General features: G+C 65.1%; 17 protein-coding genes. 11 read left to right on the forward strand and 6 right to left on the reverse strand.

Annotated features, from left to right (window positions below):
- Nucleotides 1–290: 290 nt before the first annotated feature.
- Both P6U24_RS11985 and P6U24_RS11990 read right to left on the reverse strand, forming a co-directional pair.
- Nucleotides 291–3839, reverse strand: coding sequence for a molybdopterin cofactor-binding domain-containing protein (locus tag P6U24_RS11985; RefSeq protein WP_407159325.1), 3549 nt, complete (start codon nucleotides 3837–3839; stop codon nucleotides 291–293).
- Entirely contained in the window at nucleotides 3836–4321 is a 486-nt protein-coding gene (locus P6U24_RS11990) for a (2Fe-2S)-binding protein (RefSeq protein ID WP_407159326.1), read from the reverse strand. Before P6U24_RS11990 ends, P6U24_RS11985 begins: the two co-directional genes overlap by 4 nt.
- Before the next feature lie 266 nt (nucleotides 4322–4587).
- Between P6U24_RS11990 and P6U24_RS11995 the strand changes: the two genes are divergently transcribed.
- The 8 genes from P6U24_RS11995 to P6U24_RS12030 all read left to right on the forward strand — a co-directional run bounded on the left by P6U24_RS11995 (nucleotide 4588) and on the right by P6U24_RS12030 (nucleotide 12889).
- Nucleotides 4588–6045 carry a 6-hydroxynicotinate reductase gene (locus P6U24_RS11995; protein WP_407159327.1) on the forward strand — a complete coding sequence of 486 codons (1458 nt, stop codon included), beginning with the start codon at nucleotides 4588–4590 and terminating at the stop codon, nucleotides 6043–6045.
- Entirely contained in the window at nucleotides 6042–6929 is an 888-nt protein-coding gene (locus P6U24_RS12000; RefSeq protein WP_407159328.1) for a UPF0280 family protein, read from the forward strand. Before P6U24_RS11995 ends, P6U24_RS12000 begins: the two co-directional genes overlap by 4 nt.
- 42 nt (nucleotides 6930–6971) lie before the next feature.
- Nucleotides 6972–7556 (forward strand): amino acid synthesis family protein, encoded by a 585-nt coding sequence (locus tag P6U24_RS12005; protein WP_407159329.1) that lies wholly within the window; start codon nucleotides 6972–6974, stop codon nucleotides 7554–7556.
- Nucleotides 7557–7579: 23 nt separating this feature from the next.
- Entirely contained in the window at nucleotides 7580–8782 is a 1203-nt protein-coding gene (locus P6U24_RS12010; RefSeq protein ID WP_407159330.1) for an ABC transporter substrate-binding protein, read from the forward strand.
- Nucleotides 8783–8990: 208 nt separating this feature from the next.
- Entirely contained in the window at nucleotides 8991–10880 is a 1890-nt protein-coding gene (locus tag P6U24_RS12015) for an ABC transporter permease (RefSeq protein WP_407159331.1), read from the forward strand.
- Nucleotides 10877–11668, forward strand: coding sequence for an ABC transporter ATP-binding protein (locus tag P6U24_RS12020; protein ID WP_407159332.1), 792 nt, complete (start codon nucleotides 10877–10879; stop codon nucleotides 11666–11668). The genes P6U24_RS12015 and P6U24_RS12020 overlap by 4 nt, the downstream gene beginning before the upstream one ends.
- Complete coding sequence (locus tag P6U24_RS12025; protein ID WP_407159333.1) at nucleotides 11665–12369, forward strand: ABC transporter ATP-binding protein; 705 nt, start codon at nucleotides 11665–11667, stop codon at nucleotides 12367–12369. The genes P6U24_RS12020 and P6U24_RS12025 overlap by 4 nt, the downstream gene beginning before the upstream one ends.
- A 16-nt stretch (nucleotides 12370–12385) precedes the next feature.
- Nucleotides 12386–12889: a MarR family winged helix-turn-helix transcriptional regulator gene (locus tag P6U24_RS12030; RefSeq protein ID WP_407159334.1), complete on the forward strand. Its 504-nt coding sequence runs from the start codon at nucleotides 12386–12388 to the stop codon at nucleotides 12887–12889.
- Between the two features lie 101 nt (nucleotides 12890–12990).
- Here P6U24_RS12030 and P6U24_RS12035 read toward each other — a convergent pair whose 3' ends face one another.
- The 4 genes from P6U24_RS12035 to P6U24_RS12050 form a co-directional block, all read right to left on the reverse strand.
- Nucleotides 12991–13653, reverse strand: a complete 663-nt coding sequence (locus tag P6U24_RS12035) for a hypothetical protein (protein ID WP_407159335.1) — start codon at nucleotides 13651–13653, stop codon at nucleotides 12991–12993.
- On the reverse strand, nucleotides 13653–15053 hold the full coding sequence (locus tag P6U24_RS12040; RefSeq protein WP_407159336.1) for a selenium-binding protein SBP56-related protein: 1401 nt from the start codon (nucleotides 15051–15053) through the stop codon (nucleotides 13653–13655). The genes P6U24_RS12035 and P6U24_RS12040 overlap by 1 nt, the downstream gene beginning before the upstream one ends.
- A 436-nt stretch (nucleotides 15054–15489) precedes the next feature.
- Nucleotides 15490–16686 (reverse strand): amidohydrolase family protein, encoded by a 1197-nt coding sequence (locus P6U24_RS12045; protein WP_407159337.1) that lies wholly within the window; start codon nucleotides 16684–16686, stop codon nucleotides 15490–15492.
- Nucleotides 16687–16826: 140 nt separating this feature from the next.
- Complete coding sequence (locus tag P6U24_RS12050; protein WP_407159338.1) at nucleotides 16827–17585, reverse strand: FadR/GntR family transcriptional regulator; 759 nt, start codon at nucleotides 17583–17585, stop codon at nucleotides 16827–16829.
- A 152-nt stretch (nucleotides 17586–17737) separates the two neighbouring features.
- On the opposite strand from P6U24_RS12050, the gene P6U24_RS12055 reads away from it, so the two are divergent.
- The 3 genes from P6U24_RS12055 to P6U24_RS12065 are packed head-to-tail and all read left to right on the forward strand — an operon-like array spanning nucleotide 17738 to nucleotide 20822.
- Nucleotides 17738–19102 carry an ABC transporter substrate-binding protein gene (locus P6U24_RS12055; protein ID WP_407159339.1) on the forward strand — a complete coding sequence of 455 codons (1365 nt, stop codon included), beginning with the start codon at nucleotides 17738–17740 and terminating at the stop codon, nucleotides 19100–19102.
- A complete protein-coding gene (locus P6U24_RS12060) occupies nucleotides 19099–19998 on the forward strand; it encodes a carbohydrate ABC transporter permease (RefSeq protein WP_407159340.1) in 900 nt (299 codons plus the stop codon). Before P6U24_RS12055 ends, P6U24_RS12060 begins: the two co-directional genes overlap by 4 nt.
- Entirely contained in the window at nucleotides 19995–20822 is an 828-nt protein-coding gene (locus tag P6U24_RS12065; protein ID WP_407159341.1) for a carbohydrate ABC transporter permease, read from the forward strand. The genes P6U24_RS12060 and P6U24_RS12065 overlap by 4 nt, the downstream gene beginning before the upstream one ends.
- Nucleotides 20823–20824 lie beyond the last annotated feature (2 nt).

The following is a 20824-nucleotide window of genomic DNA, read 5'->3' on the forward strand; positions in this document are numbered from 1 at the left end:
CTGGGATATCGTCCTGCAGAATGCGTTCGGAGATCAGGGGATCTAACGAGCGTTTCCAAAGTCACGGCCTATGTATGGGCCCCCCGCTGTCATCGTCCGCGAAGGCGGACGATCCAGTACGCCGTGACCTCTCGGTTCGATCTCTTCTGCCGCGGGGTACTGGATACTCCGCCGGAGCCTGTCATCCGGCCGGCCGAAGGCCGGACCGGGTGGCGGAGCATGACAACCTTGGAGATGGCGAGAGCTCAACCCATCCACCGACAGCCGATTTCAAGGAAACGCCAGTCTAGCTAGTTGCGGCCGGCGTGTCGGATGCGAGCGATGGCGCCTCTGATATTCGTCCATACCGGCTTGTCGGGCGCGAACTGCTTGCGCAGATACGCGACCAACTCGGCAAGCTGGTCGTCGCCGAAATGGTCCTTGAACGCCGGCATGTAACCGAGATCGGATGTGGCGGGTGTGGCGATGCCGTGCAGGATGACCTGAATCAGGTTGTCGGGCGTTACGCTATGCAGATTGCTGTTCAATGCCAGCGACGGACGGCTGCCGAACAGCGGCAGGCCGCCGACCTCATGGCACACGGCGCAGGCGCCGAGATAGAGGCGCGCGCCGTTTGGTGCTGCGGACGTGACTTGCGTCTTGGTTTCCAGCGCGGCGGCCAGCTTATCCAGCGTGGCGGCGTCCGGCTGCGTCTCCTGAAAGGAGGCGAGATAGACCGCCATCGCGCGGATGTCGGCGTCCGGTAGCTTGGCGAGATCCTTGACCACAGGCGCCATCGGACCGGCCGCGACGCCATGGTAACGCGAATGGCCGGAGCGCAGATAGCTGAACAGCTCGTCCTCGGTCCATGGGATCGGCGCCGACGACAGCGACGTCAGCGCCGGTGCCTCCCAGCCATCGGCGATGCCGCCGGCAAGATAGGCGTCCTTGCGCTCGGCGCCGAGCGCGTTGCGCGGCGAATGACAAGCGCTGCAATGGCCGAGTCCTTCCACCAGATAGGCGCCGCGATTCCATTGCGCCGACCTGAGAGGATCGGGCTTGAGCGTGGTGCCGTCGTGAAACAGCGCATTCCAGCCGGCGACCAGCGGCCGCAGGTTGAACGGGAAGCGCAACGCGTTCGCCGGCGTCTCCTGTCGCACCGGCGTCTGCGCCATCAGCCAGGCGTAGAGCGCCTGCAGGTCGGCCTCGTCCACTTTGGCAAAATGCGTGTAGGGAAAGGCGGGATAGAGCTGGCGCCCATTGCGATGCACGCCCTCGCGCATCGCACGCTCGAAGGCGGGGTACGACCAGGCGCCGATGCCGGTCGTCACGTCGGGCGTGATGTTGGTTGCGTAGATGGTGCCGAACGGCGTCTCCAGCGCGCGGCCGCCGGCATTGATGAGGCCGCCGTCCGCCGTGTGGCAGACCGCGCAATTGCCGAGCGCCGCAAGCTGCTCGCCGCGCGCGATCGTCGCTGCGGAATAGACCGATGGATCGGGCGGTAAGATCGGCGCAATCGCCCGCCAGGGCAGGGCAGCGGCAGCGATGCCGATCGCCGCCGCGCAGGCCGCAACGGCGCTCGCAACGAGTCCTGACCGCTTCGCGAATGGCTTGATCCATTTGGTGCGCCCCGGCATCGATGCCGGCGCCTCGAGGGTAGTGGGGGCCGGCGGCTGCTTGCCGCGCAAGCCCTCAAGAATACGTTCGGGCGTGAATGGCGGCTCGCGGAAGCGGACCCCCGTGGCGTCATAGATCGCATTGGCGATCGCAGCTGCGCTCGGCACCGAGGCGGATTCCCCGACGCCGAGCGGCGGCTGGTCCGGCCGCGGCAGCATCAGCAGGTCGATCTCGGGAAGCTCTGGAAAGGTGATGACCGGATAGGCGCCCCATTCACGCGCCGCCACCTTGCCGCGCTGGAATGGCACTTCCTCCATCAGAGCCCGGCTGGTGGATTGGATCACGTTGCCTTCGATCTGATGGCGCACGCCATCCGGATTGATCATCAATCCAGAGTCCTGTCCCGCGACCACGCGCGTGACGCTGACGTCGCCCGTGGCGGTATTCACCGCGACATCCGCGACCCAGGCAGACCACGCCGCGCCATAGCCGGGAAACTTGCTGTGCACATAAAGCGCATAGGCGAAGCCGCGGCCGCGCACGACGTCATTCTCGGGCGTCTTCTCCTGCCTGACCGGGCGCGGCACCCAACCGGCGCGCTCAGCGACGGCCTTGACCAGATCGACCGCGCGCTCGTCCTTCAGGTAACGCAGCCGGTATTCGATGGGATCGACGCCGGCCTCCGCCGCGATCTCGTCGATATAGGATTCATGCGCGAACGTATTGGGGAGCGCGGAGACGCCGCGAAACCAGGACGCGCGCACGATCGGCGGCATGTCGTGCGCCACCACGCGCATGTGGTCGTAGTCATAGGGCGGGATCGCGGTGCGATCGCCCATCTCGAACACGGCCGCATCAGGCGGGATGCGGCCGGTGAGAAGCAATGCGAGCGTTGGCGCGCCGTTGGATGGATAGCGCGTGGCGAAATCATAAGCGGCGACCGAGCCGTCCGCGTTCAGCCCGCCATTAACGTCCATCAGCTGCGCGGCGCCCTTTGGCTCCCAGACATGCTCCTGCGCGCGCGTGAGCTGGACGCGCACGGGGCGGCCGACCGCACGCGACAGCAGGAGCGCATCCGCAGTGACGTCGTCGGCGCAGTTGCGACCATAGCAGCCGGCGGCCTCCAACCGGATCAGTTCGATCTCGTGCTCGGGACGGTCGATCAGCAGCGCCAGATCGGCACGCAGGAGATGCGGGTTCTGCGTACCCGACCAGACCCGGATGCGGCCTTCGTTGTAGTCGGCGACCGCGCAGGACGGCCCGATCGAGCCGTGCATCTGATAGGGCCAGGTATAGGTCCGCCGCATCGGCTTGGCTGCGCTCTCAATCGCAGCATCCGTATTGCCTTTCTCCAGCAGCGTGCGCGGCTGCGACGGATTGGCGCGCAGGGCCGTTTCGAGATCGTCGAGATCGGGCAACGCGGGCGTTGGCTTCCAAATCAGCTTGAGCCTTTCGGCCGCTTTGATCGCATTCTCTTCGCGCTCGGCGATGACGCCGACGAAATCGCCGATCGCGACCACATCGACCAGTCCCGGAATGTCGCGCACCGATTCCCTGTCGACGCCGAGCAGGCTGGTGCCAACGAAGGGGCCGGCGTCGACGCCGGCATAGGGCGGGCGGATGACGCGGCCATGCAGCATGCCGGGCACGCGGACGTCGTGCACATAGGTGAGCTCGCCGGTCGCCTTGGCCGGCAGGTCGACGCGTGGCACCGATTTGCCAACGATATTGTAGTTGTCGACGGCCTTGACCGCGACGTCATCGGCGAGCACGAGCCGGATCGTGTCGTCGCCGATCAGCTCTCCGTAACTCAGCGTGCGGTTGCCGGGGCCGCGGATCAGCCCGTCCTCGATGACGAGATCGGCGGCGTCGACACTCAGTCGCTCGACCGCCCGTGCCACCAGATGGTGTCGGGCCTGCGCGGCTGCCTTGCGCAGAGGCACCGCCGTGATCTGAATGGTTTCACTGGCGATGGTCGCGCCCTGGTTGGGAACCACGGCCGTGTCGCCGAGCACGATGACGACGCGGGCAAAGGAGACGTCGAGCTCCTCCGCGACGATTTGTCCAAGCGCGGTACGGATGCCGGTGCCGAGATCGACATGGCCGTTGAACGCCGTGATCTCGCCGCTGGCCGTGATCCTGATGAAGGTCTCGAAGCCGTCGTTGCCGGCCGATGCCGATGGTCGCACCACCGACAGCGAGCCGCGATGGACAGGGCGGGGCTCCGAGGGCATGGCCGTCATTTGCCGGCAGCCTCGAGCGAATGGCCGGCCGCGCGCATCGCCGCTCGCAGGACCTCGATATGGGCACCGCAGCGGCAGAAATTGTAGCGCAAGGCCGCGCGGATCTCATCCAGCGATGGATGCGGGTTGATGTTGAGCAGTGCCTTGGTCGTCATGATCATGCCGCTCAGGCAATAGCCGCATTGCGCGGCCTGCTCGGCGATGAAGGCCTGCTGCACGGCGTCCAGTTCCGCGCGCGAGCCCAGGCCTTCGAGCGTGGTGATCTCGCGGTCCACGCAGCCTTGAATCGGAATGACGCAGGAGCGCGCGGCCTTGCCATCGATCAGCACGGTGCAGGCGCCGCATTCACCGAGGCCGCAGCCATACTTCGGTCCGTTCAGTGCCAAGTCGTTGCGCAGCACGTAAAGCAGCGGCGTATCCGGCGCCGCGTCGACCTCGTGCGTCGCTCCGTTCACAGTCAGGCGGATCGTCGGCGGCGTCATCCCAGCTCGGCTTGTGATGCAAACATTAAGGCGGAGCGTATCGTTTGTATACTAACATGCAAGTGCCACGTTTCGCGCTGCGGCGCATGCTCGATTTCTGGACATTGTGCAGGGCAAACTGATCGTTTATCCGGCAAAGGCAGGTTTCTCGCGCAGCGCCGCTTGACAGTCGCGGGCGCGGAGCCTCATCATTCGTATACGAACGATATCGCCGTGCATGGCGGTTCGATCATCCGCTGGCAACATCAGCTAGCATGGGCTTGCACATGACGAATGAGACCGCGAGCGAGAGTGCAGGCGACAAGATCCGCTGCGATGCCTGCCCGGTGATGTGCTACATCAAGCCGGGCATGGCCGGCGCCTGCGACCGCTATGCCAACCAGGACGGCCAGCTCGTGCGTGTCGATCCGCACATCGTGCTGCAGCGCACGGTGTCGCATGGCGGAAGGCTGGTGCCGTTCCAGGCCAGCGGCGACTGGAACGGCCGCATCGTCCAGCAGGGCGATCTGTTCGTCACCGCGATCGGTGCCGGCACCACTTACCCGGATTACAAGCCCGCGCCGTTCATCGTCTCCTCCGATGTCGATGGCGTCGACATGGTCACGGTCGTGACCGAAGGCATCTTCAGCTATTGCGGCGTCAAGGTGAAGATCGACACCGATCGTTATCTCGGGCCCGAGACTGCCACGGTGCGCGTCGACGGCGAGGCGATCGGCCACGTCACGACCAGCGAATATGGCTCGCAGATGCTGTCGCTCGGCGGCGTGCATCATCTGACCGGCGGCTCGAAGAAGGAGGGGCGCGTCACTTGCGACGCGCTGATGGACCTCTCCAACTGCAAGCCGGTGGAGCTTGCGATCGAGGGCGGTGCCACTGTCGTGGTGCAGGCCGGTCGGCCGCCAGTCGTCAACGGCGTCAAAGAAGAGCGCATGCGGGTTGGCTGCGGCTCGGCCACCATTGGCATGTTTGCCAAGCAATGGCAGGGCAAGGTCGACGAGGTGGTCGTGGTCGACGATCACATCACCGGCGTGCTGTCGGAGCACCAGGCGGGCAAGCTGCTTGATATTCCATCTACCGGGATCAAGATGAAGGGCCGGCGTTCGACGCCCGGCCGGTATTTCCAGGTGGCGCAGCCGGGAACGGGGTGGGGCGGCACCGACATCTCCGATCCGCTATCGATCCTTGGCCCCTTTGACCCGAAGACCGCGCGCCCCGGCATGAGCGTGTTGATGGTCTCCACGACGGGTGAGCACGCGGGGTATTACGTGCTCGACGAGGCATTGAGGCCGATCGCCCAGGAGATGCCGGCCGAGCTGCAATTCTCGGTCGAGCGCATTCAGGAGAATTGCGAGCCGGCGCTGTGCACGGTGCTGTTCATGGCTGGCGCCGGTGGCTCTCTGCGCGCAGGGGTCACCGACAATCCGGTGCGGTTGACGCGTTCGGTGAAGGACGCGCTGACGCGGGTCACGAGCGGCGGCGCGCCGGTCTATGTCTGGCCCGGCGGTGGTATCACCTTCATGGTCGATGTGACGCAGATGCCGGCCGGCGCCTTCGGCTATGTGCCGACGCCGGCGATCGTGGCGCCGATCGAGTTCACCATGAAGCTCAGGGATTACGCGGCGCTCGGCGGCCACATGGATTATGTGCAGCCGCTGTCCTCGCTCAAGGATGTCAGTCGCGACATGCGCGAGCTGCCATGGCCGCTGAAGGGGCAGGGCGCATGATCCGACCGCCGCAGATCGCGTTGTTCGACGACGGGCGGCTGCATCTGCAGGACGGGCCGATCGATTTGATCATCGGTGCAGACGGCACCGAGGCCCATGTCCGCGCGGCCTACCAGGCCGCAGCGCGGCGCTTCACCGGCCTGCTGGACGAGCTCTGCAGCGAGCTTACGGAGCTGCGCAGGGCGGCCGATCCTGCGGCCAGTGCGTTGGAGGGCGTCGTCGCGCAGCGCATGTATCGGGCCGTCGCACCTTATGCGCGCGAGACGTTTATCACGCCAATGGCGGCGGTGGCGGGCGCTGTGGCGGAGGAGATTCTCGGCACGATGCGTGAGGCCGCGCCGCTGCGGCGCGCCTATGTCAACAATGGCGGCGACATCGCGCTGCATCTGACCAGTGACGCCAGCTTCTCCGTAGGGCTGATGGATCGCCCGGATGCGCAGGGCGTGCTGCGCACGATAACCATCCACGCGGATGATGCGATCCGCGGTGTCGCCACCTCGGGCCGCCATGGCCGCAGCTTCTCGCGCGGCATTGCCGACGCGGTCACCGTGTTGGCGCGCACGGCGGCGCAGGCCGATGCCGCCGCGACCATCGTCGCGAACGCGGTGGACCTGCCGGGCCATCCAGCGGTGATCCGCCAGCCGGCCTGCGATATCCAGCCGGACTCCGATCTCGGTGATCGTCTCGTTACGCGCGAGGTCGGTGCGCTCTGCGAGGCTGACATTGCGGAGGCGCTTTCGGCCGGCGAGGCGCACGCGCAAGCGCTGCTCGCGGCGGGTTTGATCGAGGGGGCCGTGCTGCAGCTTCGCGGCGCTCTGCGTATCGTCGGCGCGCGACAGCTCGACAAGGCCACGCCGCCGCTGTTGCGGGCGGAAGCGGCGTAGGGTTTGATGCATGTGGGACGGGAACAGGCAGGGCAGCGAGAGATGAGCGCCAACATCCGCAAGATCGTCACTGTGGTCGAGGAAGTCCATTCGGAGATGGGCAAGGCGGTGTCGCCGCCGACGCGGCGGGCGGCGGCGGTCGCGGTGATCGAAAATCCCTTCGCAGGCCGTTACGTCGAGGATCTCTCGCCGCTGATCGCGATCGGCGAGGAGCTTGGCGAGATGCTCGCCAAGCGGGCGGTGGCCGCGCTCGGCATCGAGGGACCTTCCGCGCACAGCTACGGCAAGGCGGCTGCGGTGGGCGCGGATGGCGAACTGGAGCACGCGGCCGCGATCTTGCATCCGAAGATGGGCGCGCCGGTGCGGAAAGTGCTGGGCAAGGGCGCGGCTCTGATCCCGTCGTCCAAGAAGCGGGGCGGCGTCGGCTGCACGCTGGACATTCCGCTCGGGCACAAGGATGCAGCGTTCGTGCGCAGCCATTTCGACGGCATGGAGGTGCAGATCAATGACGCGCCGCGTGCGGGCGAGATCATGGTCGCGCTCGCGGTCACTGACAGCGGCCGGCCATTGCCGCGCGTCGGCGGCCTCACGGTCGCGGAGATCAAGGGCGATGACGGGTTGCGATAATCTATTCATTGGAGGCTGAAGGGATGCGACGGAGATATCTGCTTGCGGCGGGCTTGGCGATCGCCGCAGCCGGCATGACAAGGACGGCGTTCGCCGAGGACGTCATCAAGATCGGCGAGATCAACAGCTACTCGCTGCTGCCGGCGTTCACCGAGCCCTATCGCAAGGGCTGGCAGCTCGCGGTCGAGGAGATCAATGCCGCCGGCGGTGTCAATGGCAAGAAGATCGCCGTCGTCTCCAAGGACGATGGCGGCAAGCCGGCCGACGCGCAGACCGCCGCCAATGAGCTGGTGTCGAGTGAGAACGTGGCGATGCTCACGGGCACCTTCCTGTCGAACATCGGCCTGGCCGTCAGCGACTTCGCCAACCAGAAGAAGGTGTTTTTTCTCGCCGCCGAGCCGCTGACCGACGCGGTCACCTGGTCGAAGGGAAACAAGTACACCTTCCGCCTTCGTCCCTCGAACTACATGCAGGCGGCGATGCTGGTGGAAGAGGCGGCGAAGCTGCCAGCCAAGCGCTGGGCCACGATCGCGCCGAACTACGAGTATGGCCAGTCCGCGGTCGCCGTGTTCAAGAAGCTCTTGTCCGAGAAGCGTCCCGACATCCAGTGGGTCGACGAGCAATGGCCGCCGCAGGGCAAGATCGATGCGGGCCCGGTGGTGCAGGCGGTCGCGGCCGCCAACCCGGAGGCGATCCTCAACGTCACCTTCGGTCCCGACCTCGTCAAGCTCGTGCGCGAAGGCAACACCCGCGGCCTGTTCAAGGGACGCCAGGTGGTGAGTTTCCTCACCGGCGAGCCGGAATATCTTGATCCGCTGAAGGATGAAACGCCGGAGGGGTGGATCGTCACCGGCTATCCCTGGTACTCGATCAAGACACCGGAGCATGACGCGTTCCTGAAGGCCTATCAGGCCAAATACAACGACTATCCGCGGCTGGGCTCGATCGTCGGTTACCAGACCATCAAGTCGGCAGCCGCGATCCTGGCCAAGGCCGGCTCGACCGATGTCGAGAAGATGATTGCGGCCGCCGAAGGCATTTCGCTGCCGTCGCCATTCGGTGAGATCACCTTCCGCAAGATCGACCACCAGTCGACGCTGGGCGCCTTCGTCGGCAAGACCGCGCAGAAGGACGGCAAGGGCATCATGGTCGATGCGGCCTATCGCAAGGGCTCGGACTATCTGCCTTCTGATGCCGAAGTCGAGAAGCTCAGGCCGAAAGATTGAGGCACGCTGCCTCGCTCCCTCGCCCCGTTCTTACGGGGAGAGGGACGGGGTGAGGGGCAGACGCACGGGCAGTGCGAGCGGTTGGACCTGTACCCCCTTCAGCCGGAGCGCTTTGCGCTCCGACCTCTCCCCGCAAGCGGGGGAGGTGACGACAATCTCGACAGCGTCCTCGTGGCGCGCACTTCTTTGAATCTCACTGGACCGCTTCATGGCCTTCTACATCGTTCAGTTCCTGACCGGGCTTGCCAGCGCGGCATCGCTGTTCCTGGTCGCCTCGGGGCTGTCGATCATCTTCGGCGTGACGCGGATCGTGAATTTCGCGCATGGCGCCTTCTACATGATGGGCGCCTACATTGCCTTCACGCTGACCGAGCAATGGTCCGGCGCGCTCGGCTTCTGGGGTGGCATCGTGGCGGCCTCGCTCGTCGTCGCGGTGATCGGCGTTCTCGTCGAGATCGTGCTGCTGCGGCGGATCTATCACGCGCCCGAACTGTTCCAGCTGCTCGCGACCTTCGGCCTGACGCTGATGGTCGAGGATCTTGTCGTGCTGACCTGGGGTCCGAGCGATCTGGTCGGGCGCCGCGCGCCAGGCTTCAAGGGCGCTGTGGATTTCTTCGGCCAGGTGATCCCGAGCTACGACTTGTTCCTGATCGTCCTCGGGCCGCTGGTGCTCGGCGCGCTTTGGCTGCTGTTCCAGCGCACGCGCTGGGGCGTGCTGGTGCGCGCCGCGACGCAGGACCGCGACATGGTGGCAGCCCTTGGCGTCAATCAGAAATGGCTGTTCACTTCGGTATTCGCTCTCGGCGTCTTTTTGGCGGCCCTCGGCGGCGCGCTGCAGATTCCGCGCGATGCCGTCCACCATGCGCTTGACCTGCGCATCATCGTCGACGTCTTTGTCGTCGTGGTGATCGGCGGCCTTGGCAGCATCCTTGGCGCCTTCGTCGCCGCGGTGCTGGTCTCCGAGCTCAACGCCTTCGGCATCCTGATCTTCCCCACCATCTCGATAATCCTGGTATTCGCTGTGATGGCGGTGGTGCTGATCGTGCGGCCGTGGGGACTGTTCGGGCGCAAGGAAGCGCCGGCGCGCCGCACGCCGGGTCTCACCATCATTCCCTGGCGAGCGCTGACGTCCCTCGAGCGGCTCGGCGCGGCGGTCGTGCTCGCGCTTGCGGCGCTGCTGCCTTTCGTCGGCGGCAATTACGCACTGACGGTCGGCGCCGAGATCGCGATCTTCGTGATCTTCGCGGCCAGCCTGCATTTCCTGATGGCGGTCGGCGGGCTCGCCTCGTTCGGCCATGCGGCCTATTTCGGGCTCGGCGCCTACGGCGTCGCCTTCCTCGCCAAGCTGGCGGGGCTGCCGATGATCGCCTGCCTCTTGCTGGGGCCGCTGCTCGGCACGATCGGCGCGATCGTGTTCGGCGTCTTCGCGGTCCAGCTCTCCGGCGTCTATTTCGCGATGCTGACGCTCGCCTTCGCGCAGATCGTCTGGTCGATCGCGTTCCAATGGGTTGGTGTGACCGGCGGCGATAACGGCATTCTCGGCGTCTGGCCGGAGAAATGGGCCGGCTCGCCTGCACACTTCTATTGGCTGGCGCTCGGCATCACGGCCCTCATCGTTGCAAGCCTGCGCGTCATCACATTCTCGCCATTCGGCTTTGCGCTGCGGGCAATGCGCGACTCGCCGCTGCGCTCGGAGGCGATCGGCATCGACGGCAAGCGCATCCAGTGGATGGCCTTCGTGATCGCTGGCACCGCGGCCGGTATCGGCGGCGCGCTGTTCGCTTATCTCAAGGGCAGCGTGTTTCCGGACAGTCTCGGCATTTCGCTCTCCGTCGATGCGCTGGTCATGGTGCTGCTCGGCGGTATCGAGACCGTTTCGGGCGCCATCATCGGCGCCATCGTCTACAAGGCGCTGAGCATTTGGCTGGTCAGCCAGACCGATTGGTCCAAGCTCGTGCTCGGCATCTTCATCGTGCTGATCGTCGTGGTGTTTCCCAAGGGTATCGTCGGCACGTTCGAGACGCTTACGGCGCGCCGCAGGAGGCCGCCGTCTGCCGAGCCTGCCGTGCTGTCGGCCGAGATGGAGAGCGCGCGATGAATATGGCGGTCTCATTGCTTTCGGTCGAAGGCCTGACGAAATCCTATGGCGGCATCCATGCCGTGCGCGGGGTCTCCTTCAGCCTGCAGGCCGGTGAGATCCTGGCGCTGATCGGCCCCAACGGTGCAGGCAAAAGCACCTGCTTCGACATGCTCAACGGTCAGAACCGGCCGGACAGCGGGCGCATCAGCGTCGCCGGCGAGGACACCACGGGCAGGAAGCCGCGCGAGGTGTGGCGGCTCGGCGTCGGACGTACCTTCCAGATCACCGCGACCTTTCCAACCATGACCGTGCGTGAGAACGTGCAGGTGGCGCTGGTGTCGCATCATAGGCGGCTGTCGAACCTCTGGTCGGCGACGCCGAAGCTCGATCGCGCCGAGGCCGACCGGCTGCTCGATCTCGTCGGCATGGCCGCATTCGCGATGCGTCCGTGCGGCGAGCTTGCCTATGGCGACCTGAAGCGGCTGGAGCTTGCGATCGCGCTCGCCAACCAGCCGCGCCTGCTCTTGATGGACGAGCCCACCGCCGGCATGGCGCCGCGCGAGCGCATCGCGCTGATGCGGCTGACCGCGAAGATCGCCCGCGAGCAGTCGATCGGCGTGCTCTTTACTGAGCACGACATGGATGTGGTGTTCGAGCACGCCGACCGCATCCTGGTGCTCAATCGCGGCAGCCTGATCGCGCAAGGGCCTCCGGCCGAGGTGCGGGCCAACAAGGAGGTGCAGGCGATCTATCTCGGCGAGGGCCTGGTCTATGACATCAGTCATCGCGAGGGAGCCTCGGCATGAAGCTCAAGGTGTCCGATCTCAACAGTCATTACGGGCCGGCGCATATCCTGTTCGATATCGGCCTCGAGGTCGGCGAGGGCGACGTGGTGGCGCTGCTCGGGCGCAACGGCGCCGGCAAGTCGACCACGTTCCGCTCGATCGTCGGCCTGGTCGCGCAGCGCACAGGCCAGATCGTGTTCGAGGACAGGGATATCTCGGCGGCGCCGACCCATGAGATCGTGCGCGCCGGGCTCGGCTATGTGCCAGAGGAGCGGCGCATCTTCACCGAGCTGTCGGTCGAGGAAAATCTCGAGGTCGGCCGGCAGCCGAAGCGGGCCGGCGCGCCGCATTGGACGCAAGAAAAGCTGTTCACGCTGTTTCCCAATCTTGGCGAGATGAGAAATCGCGCCGGCGGCCGGATGAGTGGCGGCGAGCAGCAGATGCTGACGATCGCGCGTACGCTGATGGGCAATCCGTCGCTGGTGCTGCTCGACGAACCGTCGGAAGGCCTGTCGCCGAAGATCGTCGAGCAGATGGTCGAGGCCATCCTGACCATGAAGAAGGAGGGCGTCTCGATGATCGTTTCCGAGCAGAACCTGCATTTCGCGCGGCTGATCTCCGATCGCGCCTATATCATCGAGCGCGGCCGCATCTGCTTCGAAGGCACCATGGCCGAGCTCGACGCGCGGCCCGATATCCGCGACGCGCATCTATCGATTTGAGTCGGGTAGGGGAACGATGGCCAAACGCGCAGCCAAGAGCGCATCGCTGAACAGAAGCGCGACACTGAAGCGGTCGGCGACGACGCAAGCGAAGGCCCCAGCCAAGCCGCGCGCCTATGTTCTCGACGATCAGATCGGCTTCATCCTGCGCCAGGTCTGGCAGCGCCACACGATGATCTTCGCCCGCGACATCGGCTCAGGCCTGACACCGACGCAATGGGCGGCAATGTCGAAGCTCGTCGAAACCGGCCCGTGCTCGCAGAATCAGCTCGGGCGGCTGACCGCGATGGATGTCGCGACCATCAAAGGCGTGATCGATCGTCTCACGGCGCGCGGGCTCACCGAGACCAGCAAAGATCCGCAGGACGGTCGCCGGCTGCTGGTCCGCCTCACCCGTGCCGGCCAGCAGCTCGCGGAGAAGACCGCGCCGCATGCGCTCGCCGTGTCCAGGGAGACACTGGCGCCACTCGACGCGAAGGAACGCGAGACGCTGCTGATGCTGCTGAACAAGCTGCGTTGACGTTTCACTTCGTCATTGCAAGGAGCGAAGCGACGAAGCAATCGAGACTTCTCGCGTGGTTCTGGATTGCTTCGCTTCGCTCGCAATGACGGTCCCCGGCGTTAGATGGTCAGCACCAACGCGATCACGCCCACCAGAACGAGACTGACGGCCCAGAGCGTCTCCAGATTGAACCAGCTTCGCGAGACGAATGTGAGGCCGAGATAGCGATAGACCAGCCACGCTGCGCATCCGCCGACCGTGATCATAGCAGCGGCATGGACGGTGGAGACCAGGACGGCCATGCCGAGATTGGCATTGACCAGCATGCTCGCGGCCGTGTGGCCTCTGTCGAGATCGGGGCCGCAGAGCCCGAGATAGATCGGCACCAGCATCAACCCTGCGCCATGCGCGATCGCGACCACGAAGGACCACAGCGCCAGTTGCGTCGGTCTTATTCGCGCGATGAAGCGCGGATGACGTTGATTGATGAGGCGGAAAAGGCCGAACCCGATCACGAGCAGGCTGGCGCTGACCTGAATCTCGCGCTGCCATTGAACGAGAAGGATCAGGAGCGCGAAGGGCAGGATCACAAGCAGCATCGCGAGCAGATGCCCGGCCGCGAGCGGCCCGAGCGCGGCAAACAGCGCGCGCGGGCTCTTCTCCATCAGGCCGGCCGACACTGCGAGCGGCCATCCCATTCCCGGATTGAGTCCGTGATAGGCGCCGCTCGCGATCACAGCGAGCCAGAGCCAGGCCGTGGTCGAGCCGGCTCCGCTGAACATCAGACCGAGGGATAGCAGAATGAATCCGTCGAGCAGTCACCGCCCTCCAGCCGGATCTGATGCGCGCGATAGCCGTCCGGGAAGCTGACCCAATAATCCCTTTCGAGCTCAAGGCCGCCATTGGGCCCGACCTTGGCCATGACCTCGGCGCCCGGCACACCCTCCGGGTAGAACTGGTCGTCCCAGGTCGAATAGAGCGAGTTGGTCCAATATACCCGCTTGCCGTCGCGGCTGATCTCCACCATCTGCGGGCCGCCCGTATAGGCCTTCCCGTTCGGGTGCGGCGTCCGGCGAGCGATGCCGCCGATATGCACCGAGCCGGTGAGCTTGGGCTTGCGCGGCTCGCTGACGTCATATTGACGCATCTCGCCGGTGCCCCAGCAGGAGACGTAGAGATATCTGTCGTCCATCGAAAGGTCGATGTCGGTCACCAGCGGCGGCACCGCGCCGAAGCCTTGCAGGAGCGGCGGCAATTTCTCCTTGGGCGCCCCCTCCGGCGGAATGGTTGCGGTCTTCTCGATGTGGAACTTGCCGTCCTCGCGCCACCAGGTCCAGATCGAGCCTTCGAGGTTGGTGGTATCGACCACCACGCCGAGAAAGCCGTGCTCTCTGATAGGGTCATGGGCGGGACGCACCTCCAGCGCCATCTGGTGGTTGGCGCCGAGATCGATGGTCTGCACGTTGCGCCGGGCGCGAAGATCCCAGAAATGAACCCGATGGCCATATTTGTTGGCGAGCAGATCCTCCGGCACGATGCCATTCTCGAACTGCGGCGGCAGCGCCCATTCGCTCGTCACCATGTAGTCGCGCGGCAGGTTCCACCAGAAATCATAGTGCAGGGTCTGCGGGCCGCGATCGAGCTCCCAGCGGCCGAGCACGTCGAAGGTCTCGCAGTCCATGATGAACACGCCGGGTGGTCCCTCGGTGCCATCCTTGCCGCCGCCGCCAAGCGTGCTGACATAAATGCCTTCCGGCCCGCAATGCACCGTGTGCGGCCGCGAGTAGCCGGTCTTTTTGAAGATCTCCTCCGGCTCGATGATCTTGTGAATCTTCGCTTTGGTCGGATCGGGCTTGGTATCGATGATGTAGATCCGGGACGACCGGATGCCTGGGATGATCAGGTAGCGTCGCTCGAGGAAGGCGTGGCCGGCGAGCGGGGAGAGGGAAGACGAGCAGGCATTCCAGCCAAAATGGTGAAACTCGTCGCCGGTGTGGGGCATCGTCACGGTGTGGACGATCTGGCTGAAGGTCGGCGAGCCCGGCTTGACGTCGATCACCGCCAGCGCATCGGGCTTTGAAAAATCGGGACTGAGCAGCAGCGTATAGGCGAAGGACTCCGGCGGAGCTTCCATCGCCAGCTTTGGCGATGCGTAAAAGGTAGGATCTGGCCTGATCGTCATCGAACTGCCTCCCAGCTTTGTTGAGCCGCACGCACGAGGTTCAGCGTCATGCAAGAAGAACCGGCTTGACTTGAGTGTTATCGTCTCCCTTGCAGGCGCTGCCATTTGGGCTTGATCGGCGTCATATCGCCATCAAGGCTGTCGCAAAATATCACGTAAATCATGGTCTCGAAACCGCAAGAAGGGTGCGTCCGATACACGCGGCATCACCAATTCGCCAGAGGATGCGGGCCGTTGCAAAGGCACGAGGTGATGCTCCGGTGGCCGAAGATGAACTGCGCGGATGCTACACGCATCGTCGTCATTCCGGGACATCGCGAAGCGATGGGCCCGGAATTCATAACTACGACCGTGAGTATGGATTCCCCGATGCGCAATTGCGCATAGTGGCTCGCCCTCCGGGCGCCCCGGAATGACAGAGCGTACGGTTGAAGAGCTACTTCGCCACGATCTCCGGAATCCGTGTTGCCGGCGGGGTGTTGCGGCTGCGCTGGGTGCGGACGATGCCATCGATGATGGTCATGCCGACGCCCGGCAGGTCGCCGAGCTGCACGCTGTCGAGCAGTGTCTTGGCCGGCGAGTGCTGGGCCTTGTCCATGAGCACGAAATCGGCGGAACGGCCGACCTCGATCAAGCCGCAATCAAGCTGGCGCATTCGCGCGGTGTTGCCGGTGGCGAAACAGAACGCAATCTCGGCCGGCACCTCGCCGAGCGAGGACAGCATCGAGATCATTCTGAGGATGCCAAGCGGTTGCACGCCGGAGCCGGCCGGCGCGTCGGTGCCGAGGATGATGCGACCGAGATCACCCATCTCGCGGGCCGTGCGCAGCGTGAACAGCGCCGAGCGCTCGTTGCCGTTGTGCACGAGTTCGAGCCCACGCTTGCAGCCCTCGCAGATGCAGCGGATCTGATCGTCGGGCAGGGCGGTGTGACCGCCATTGATGTGTCCGACCACATCGGTGTCGGCCTCTAGCACCACGTCCTTGTCGATCAGGCCGGAACCGGGGATCGACGGGCCGCCGGTATGGATCGTGCTCTGGATGCCGTATTTGCGCGCCCAGCCGACCATCTTGCGCGCGGTCGGGCCATCCTTGACGCCGCCGAGGCCGACCTCGCCGAGCAGCTTGACGCCGGCGGCGGCGAGCTCCTTGAAGTCATCCTCGACCATCTCGCATTCGATCACGGGCGCGCCGGCATGCACCTTCACGCCGCCGGGACGCAAGGTCCAGAACGCGCGCTGCGCGAAGATCGCCATCGCCTTTAAGCCCACCACATCGCGCGGGCGGCCGGGCATGTGGACTTCGCCGGCCGAGATCATGGTGGTGACGCCGCCGTGCAGGAAGCTGTCGATCCAGCCGATCTGGTTCTGGCGCGGTGTCCAGTCGCCGGCGACGGGATGCACATGGCTGTCGATCAGGCCGGGCGCCACCGTGGTGCCGTGCGCATCGATGATCGTGGTCGCGTCCGAGGTATCCACGTCCTTGAAGCGGCCGATCGCGGTGATCTTGCCGTTCTCGGCGACGATGGTATCGGCATCGAGAATGGGCCGCTCCAGCGCGCCTGAGAGCATCAAGCCGATGTTGCGGATCACCAGCTTGCTGGGGCCGGTTGCTTGCGGCGCATCGTGGGCCATCGGGCGGTTCCTCCTGTCTTCGCGAAGCGATTGGCCCGAAGTCTGCGCCGAGGAGCAGTGCAGCATCAAGCCGGATTGATCATTCGTACACGAATGATAGGCTTGGGCAAGCAGGCGGGCTGCACGAAGAACGGGCTGCGTCAGCCCGCGTTGTCGGCACCTAGCATGTAACGCGGCATGTCGCCGTCCTTGCGCCGTGCTAGCGCCGTCGTGATGTTGCGCTCGGTGAGGTCCATCAAGCGGTGCATCGCTGCGCGCGCTTGCTCGGGATGGCGCGCCCAGATCGCGTCGAGCACGGCGCGATGATAGGGCAGGCTCTTGCGCGGCGCCCCGGGATTGCGCGTCGAAAGCGCAAACGACACGCGCAGTGCGGCTTGCACGGTGGCGCCGAACGCCACCAGGAAATCGTTCGCCGTCGCGGTCAGGATGGCGCGATGGAAACGCAGATCCGGCTCGGTATAGGCGCGCGCATCGCTGCCGGCCGCCTCCATCTCGCGATAGGCGCGCTCGATCCGCGCGAGGTCCGCGTCGGTCCCACGCGCGGCGCAGATCGCGCACGCCTCCGGCTCGATGATGCGGCGCACCTGCAGCAGCTGGCGGGCGAATTCGGCCGCCGGTCGCAGTGTCCAGGTCCATTCCAGAAGCTCGGCGTCGAGCATGTTCCAGTCGGCGCGCTCGCGCACGTGGGTGCCGGCTTTCTGCTTGGCGGCAATCAGGCCCTTGGCTTTCAGGATCGACAGCGACTCTCGGATCGAGGTGCGGCTGACATCGAAATGCGCGGCAAGCTCAATCTCGCGCGGCAAGATCTGTCCCTCCGGCCAGGCGCCGGTCACGATCAGGCGCGCGATCTCGCACGCGACGTGGTTCTGTGACGGGCGGGGCGGGCTGATCGACGACACGCACAATCCTTTGGCTGTGTAAGAATATTGTCTGCTTTATTGCGCTGCGATGTCAAATATCCCGAGCCGGCCGCGCTATTTGGAAGTGCCGGCTTTTGACAGTCAATTTTATGTCGGTCATATTGCGCATCAAAACGACGTGGGAGGACATCATGCCAGGGGCGCGCTCGCATCATCCACTGACGGCGGTGAGCCGCCGCAAGATCTTGAAGGGCAGCGCAGCGGCGCTCGGCATGGCGGCCTTTCCGCTGCCCGCGATCGCGCAGACCAAGCCGTTCGCGGGCGTGACCCTGCATGCTGCCTCGTTCCAGCATCGCTTCTTCACGCTGCTGCAGGGCTACATTCCCGAGTTTGAGGAACGGGCGGGGATGAAGGTCGACCTGCAGCTCTCGGCCTTTCCGGTCTACAACCAGCAGGCCAATCTCGAACTGTCCTCCGGCGGCTCGGCCTTCGACGTCGTCAATGTCACCTTCATTCTCGCCGCACGCTGGGTCGCAGCCGGCCTGCTGGCCAATCTCGAAGAGTTCACTTCCGATCCGAACCTGACGCCCGCGGAGTGGAATCCGAAAGACTTCGTCGATGGCGCGCAGGTGCCGTACCGGGATGCGAAGGGCGGTACCTACGGTTACTCCTGGGAAGGCGGCGCGATGCTGATGGGCCTCTCGCGGATGGACCTGATGGAGAAGAAGGGCCTCAAGGTCCCCACCACATTCGCCGAGCTGCAGCAGGTCTGTGCCGAGATCAACGGCGCCGACAATGTCAGCGGCCTGGTCTCGTTCCAGCTGCATCATTGGTGCCTGCCTCCGTACATCCAGGGTTTTGGCGGCAACGTCTTCCGCAATCCGCCCGCGGACATCATGCCGGCGCTGAACACGCCGCAGGCGATCCAGGGGCTGGAGTACTATGCCAATCTCCTGAAGAATTACGCGCCGCGCGGCGTGCTGACCTACACGGAGGATCAGGCCCGGCAGGCGCTGCTCACAGGCCGCTCCAACATCTTCATCCACTCCAGCGCCTGGGTGACGCCGATCCTGCTGTCGCCCGACAGCAAGGTGAAGGACACCTCGCGCGTGGTGCGGATGCCGGCCGGCCCGGTGCACGACTATCCGGCCTCCAACAGCCAGGGCCTCGGCATTCCCAAGAACGCCAAGAACAAGAAGGCGGCGTGGGAGTTCATCAAATGGGCGCTGAGCCCCGAGATCTCGCTGCGGCTGGTCAAGGAGCACGGTCATTCCTCGGTCTGCCGCCGTTCGGTGATCACGAGCGAGGAATATCGCAAGCTCAACACGGTCAACGGCCAGGATCTCGGCGCGCTGTATCTCGAGGTGCTGGAGCTGCCGGCCAAGGGCGAGAACTACATGGCCTATCGCACGGTGAAGGAATTCCCCGTTGTCGGCGACGTCATCAACAAGGCAGTCGAGCAGACGGTGACGGGCCAGCTCACCGCGAGCGCGGCGCTCACGGCCGCGCAGGACCAGGCGGTCGCGAACCTGCGCAGGGCCGGAAGCGCGCTTTGAGCAGTGGGGACGTGATCGAGGACGGGCGGCGCAGCTTCAACCGCGCCGCACTGGCACCGAGCCTTGTGGTGCTGGCGGCGGTCGCAGGCCTGCCGGCACTCTATCTGCTCGTCGTCAGCCTGACGCCGTTCCAGCTCGCCAATCCCGGCTCGGTGAGCGATTTCAGCGCGCCGCTGCGTAACTATGCGCTGCTGCCGGGCGACCCGCGGTTCGTCAATTCGCTGCTGGTGCAGGCCAAGTTGTCGTTCTGGAGTGTGCTGCTGCAGGTGATCCTGGGCACGGGACTGGCGCTGCTGCTGAACGTGAAATCGCGAATCGTCGAGTTCGCGCGCACCTTCTTCCTGATCCCGATGGTGCTGCCGCCGATCGTGGTCGCGGTGATCTGGAAGCTGATCTATACGCCGGACATCAGCCCGCTCTATTACGCGGCGAGCCTGCTGCATGTGACGCTGCCGGCGCTGACCTCCGACGTCAGCTTCGCGCTGTGGTCGATCATCATCGCCGATACCTGGGAATGGCTGCCGTTCACCTTCCTCATGGTGCTGGCCGCGCTGCAGACCATACCGGACGAATATGCTGAGGCGGCAAGAGTCGACGGCGCCAGTCCCGTGCAGATCTTCCTCTACGTCACGCTGCCGTTCATCGCGCCGATCCTGATCGTCTCGGCGATGTTCCGCCTGATCGACAGCGTCAAGGCATTCCCGCTGATCTTCCTGCTGACCCAGGGCGGCCCCGGCGACGTCACCGAGGTGACGAATTATTACGCGTATCTGCTCGCCTTCGACAACAACGAGATCGGCTATTCCGGCGCGGTCACGGTGGTGATGCTGCTGCTGGTCTCTGTGGTCAGCCTCGGCGTCCTCTGGATGGGCCGCCGCCGCGAGGCGATGGCATGAGCATTCGTCCAAGCGGGCAGGCGAGCACGCGACGGCGCATTGCGATCGTGCTGGTGCTGCTCATCCTGCTGCTGCCGTTCCTGTGGCTGCTGCAGATGAGCTTCAAGACCAACGAGCTGATCCTGCAGTTCCCCCCGCCGCTGGTCTTTACGCCGACGCTGGAGAACTACCGCGCGCTCTGGCACAGCGCCTTTTCGGCCTCCTTCGTCAACAGCCTGTTGTCGGCGTCCTTCTCGACCTTGTTCGCGCTCGTGATCGGCGTGCCCGGCGCCTATGCGCTGTCGCGCTGGACCGGCCGGGGCAAGGGCGGCTTGCGCTTTGCCATCCTGGTGACGCGCATGGCGCCGCCGATCGCCTTCACCATTCCATTCTTCCTGTTCTATCGCTGGATCGGGCTGCTCGATACCGTCACCGGCCTCGTGCTGGTCTACACCAGCTTCAATCTGCCGCTGGTGATCTGGATGATGCAGCCGTTCTTCGAGACGGTGCCGGCCTCGCTGGAGGAGGCTGCGCTGGTCGATGGCGCCAGCGCCCGCGTCATCTTCACCCGCATCATGCTGCCGATGGTCGCGCCCGGCATCGCCGCAACCGCGATCCTCTGCTTTCTCTACGCCTGGAACGATTTCTTTTTCGCCCTCATCCTGACCCGCACGGCCGCGCGCACCGCGCCGGTGGCGGTCGTCAACTTCATGAACTATGAGGGGTGGGAATGGGGCAAGATCGCCGCCGGCGGCTCGCTGGTGATGGCGCCGGTGCTGGTCTTCTCGCTGGCGGTGCGCCGCTATCTCGTCAGCGGGCTGACCGCCGGCGCAGTGAAGGGATAAGG

Source organism: Bradyrhizobium sp. STM 3557 (genome assembly GCF_045571465.1).
Classification (GTDB): domain Bacteria; phylum Pseudomonadota; class Alphaproteobacteria; order Rhizobiales; family Xanthobacteraceae; genus Bradyrhizobium.

Bases quoted from the DNA above. Each gene is read 5' to 3' on its own strand.
- P6U24_RS12015 (WP_407159331.1), top strand. From the start codon at position 8,991: ATGGCCTTCTACATCGTTCAGTTCCTGACCGGGCTTGCCAGCGCGGCA.
- P6U24_RS12030 (WP_407159334.1), top strand. From the start codon at position 12,386: ATGGCCAAACGCGCAGCCAAGAGCGCATCGCTGAACAGAAGCGCGACA.
- P6U24_RS11995 (WP_407159327.1), top strand. From the start codon at position 4,588: ATGACGAATGAGACCGCGAGCGAGAGTGCAGGCGACAAGATCCGCTGC.
- P6U24_RS12035 (WP_407159335.1), bottom strand. From the start codon at position 13,653: ATGTTCAGCGGAGCCGGCTCGACCACGGCCTGGCTCTGGCTCGCTGTG.
- P6U24_RS12040 (WP_407159336.1), bottom strand. From the start codon at position 15,053: ATGACGATCAGGCCAGATCCTACCTTTTACGCATCGCCAAAGCTGGCG.
- P6U24_RS11985 (WP_407159325.1), bottom strand. From the start codon at position 3,839: ATGACGGCCATGCCCTCGGAGCCCCGCCCTGTCCATCGCGGCTCGCTG.
- P6U24_RS12065 (WP_407159341.1), top strand. From the start codon at position 19,995: ATGAGCATTCGTCCAAGCGGGCAGGCGAGCACGCGACGGCGCATTGCG.
- P6U24_RS12055 (WP_407159339.1), top strand. From the start codon at position 17,738: ATGCCAGGGGCGCGCTCGCATCATCCACTGACGGCGGTGAGCCGCCGC.
- P6U24_RS12020 (WP_407159332.1), top strand. From the start codon at position 10,877: ATGAATATGGCGGTCTCATTGCTTTCGGTCGAAGGCCTGACGAAATCC.
- P6U24_RS12025 (WP_407159333.1), top strand. From the start codon at position 11,665: ATGAAGCTCAAGGTGTCCGATCTCAACAGTCATTACGGGCCGGCGCAT.
- P6U24_RS12045 (WP_407159337.1), bottom strand. From the start codon at position 16,686: ATGGCCCACGATGCGCCGCAAGCAACCGGCCCCAGCAAGCTGGTGATC.
- P6U24_RS12000 (WP_407159328.1), top strand. From the start codon at position 6,042: ATGATCCGACCGCCGCAGATCGCGTTGTTCGACGACGGGCGGCTGCAT.
- P6U24_RS12005 (WP_407159329.1), top strand. From the start codon at position 6,972: ATGAGCGCCAACATCCGCAAGATCGTCACTGTGGTCGAGGAAGTCCAT.
- P6U24_RS11990 (WP_407159326.1), bottom strand. From the start codon at position 4,321: ATGACGCCGCCGACGATCCGCCTGACTGTGAACGGAGCGACGCACGAG.
- P6U24_RS12010 (WP_407159330.1), top strand. From the start codon at position 7,580: ATGCGACGGAGATATCTGCTTGCGGCGGGCTTGGCGATCGCCGCAGCC.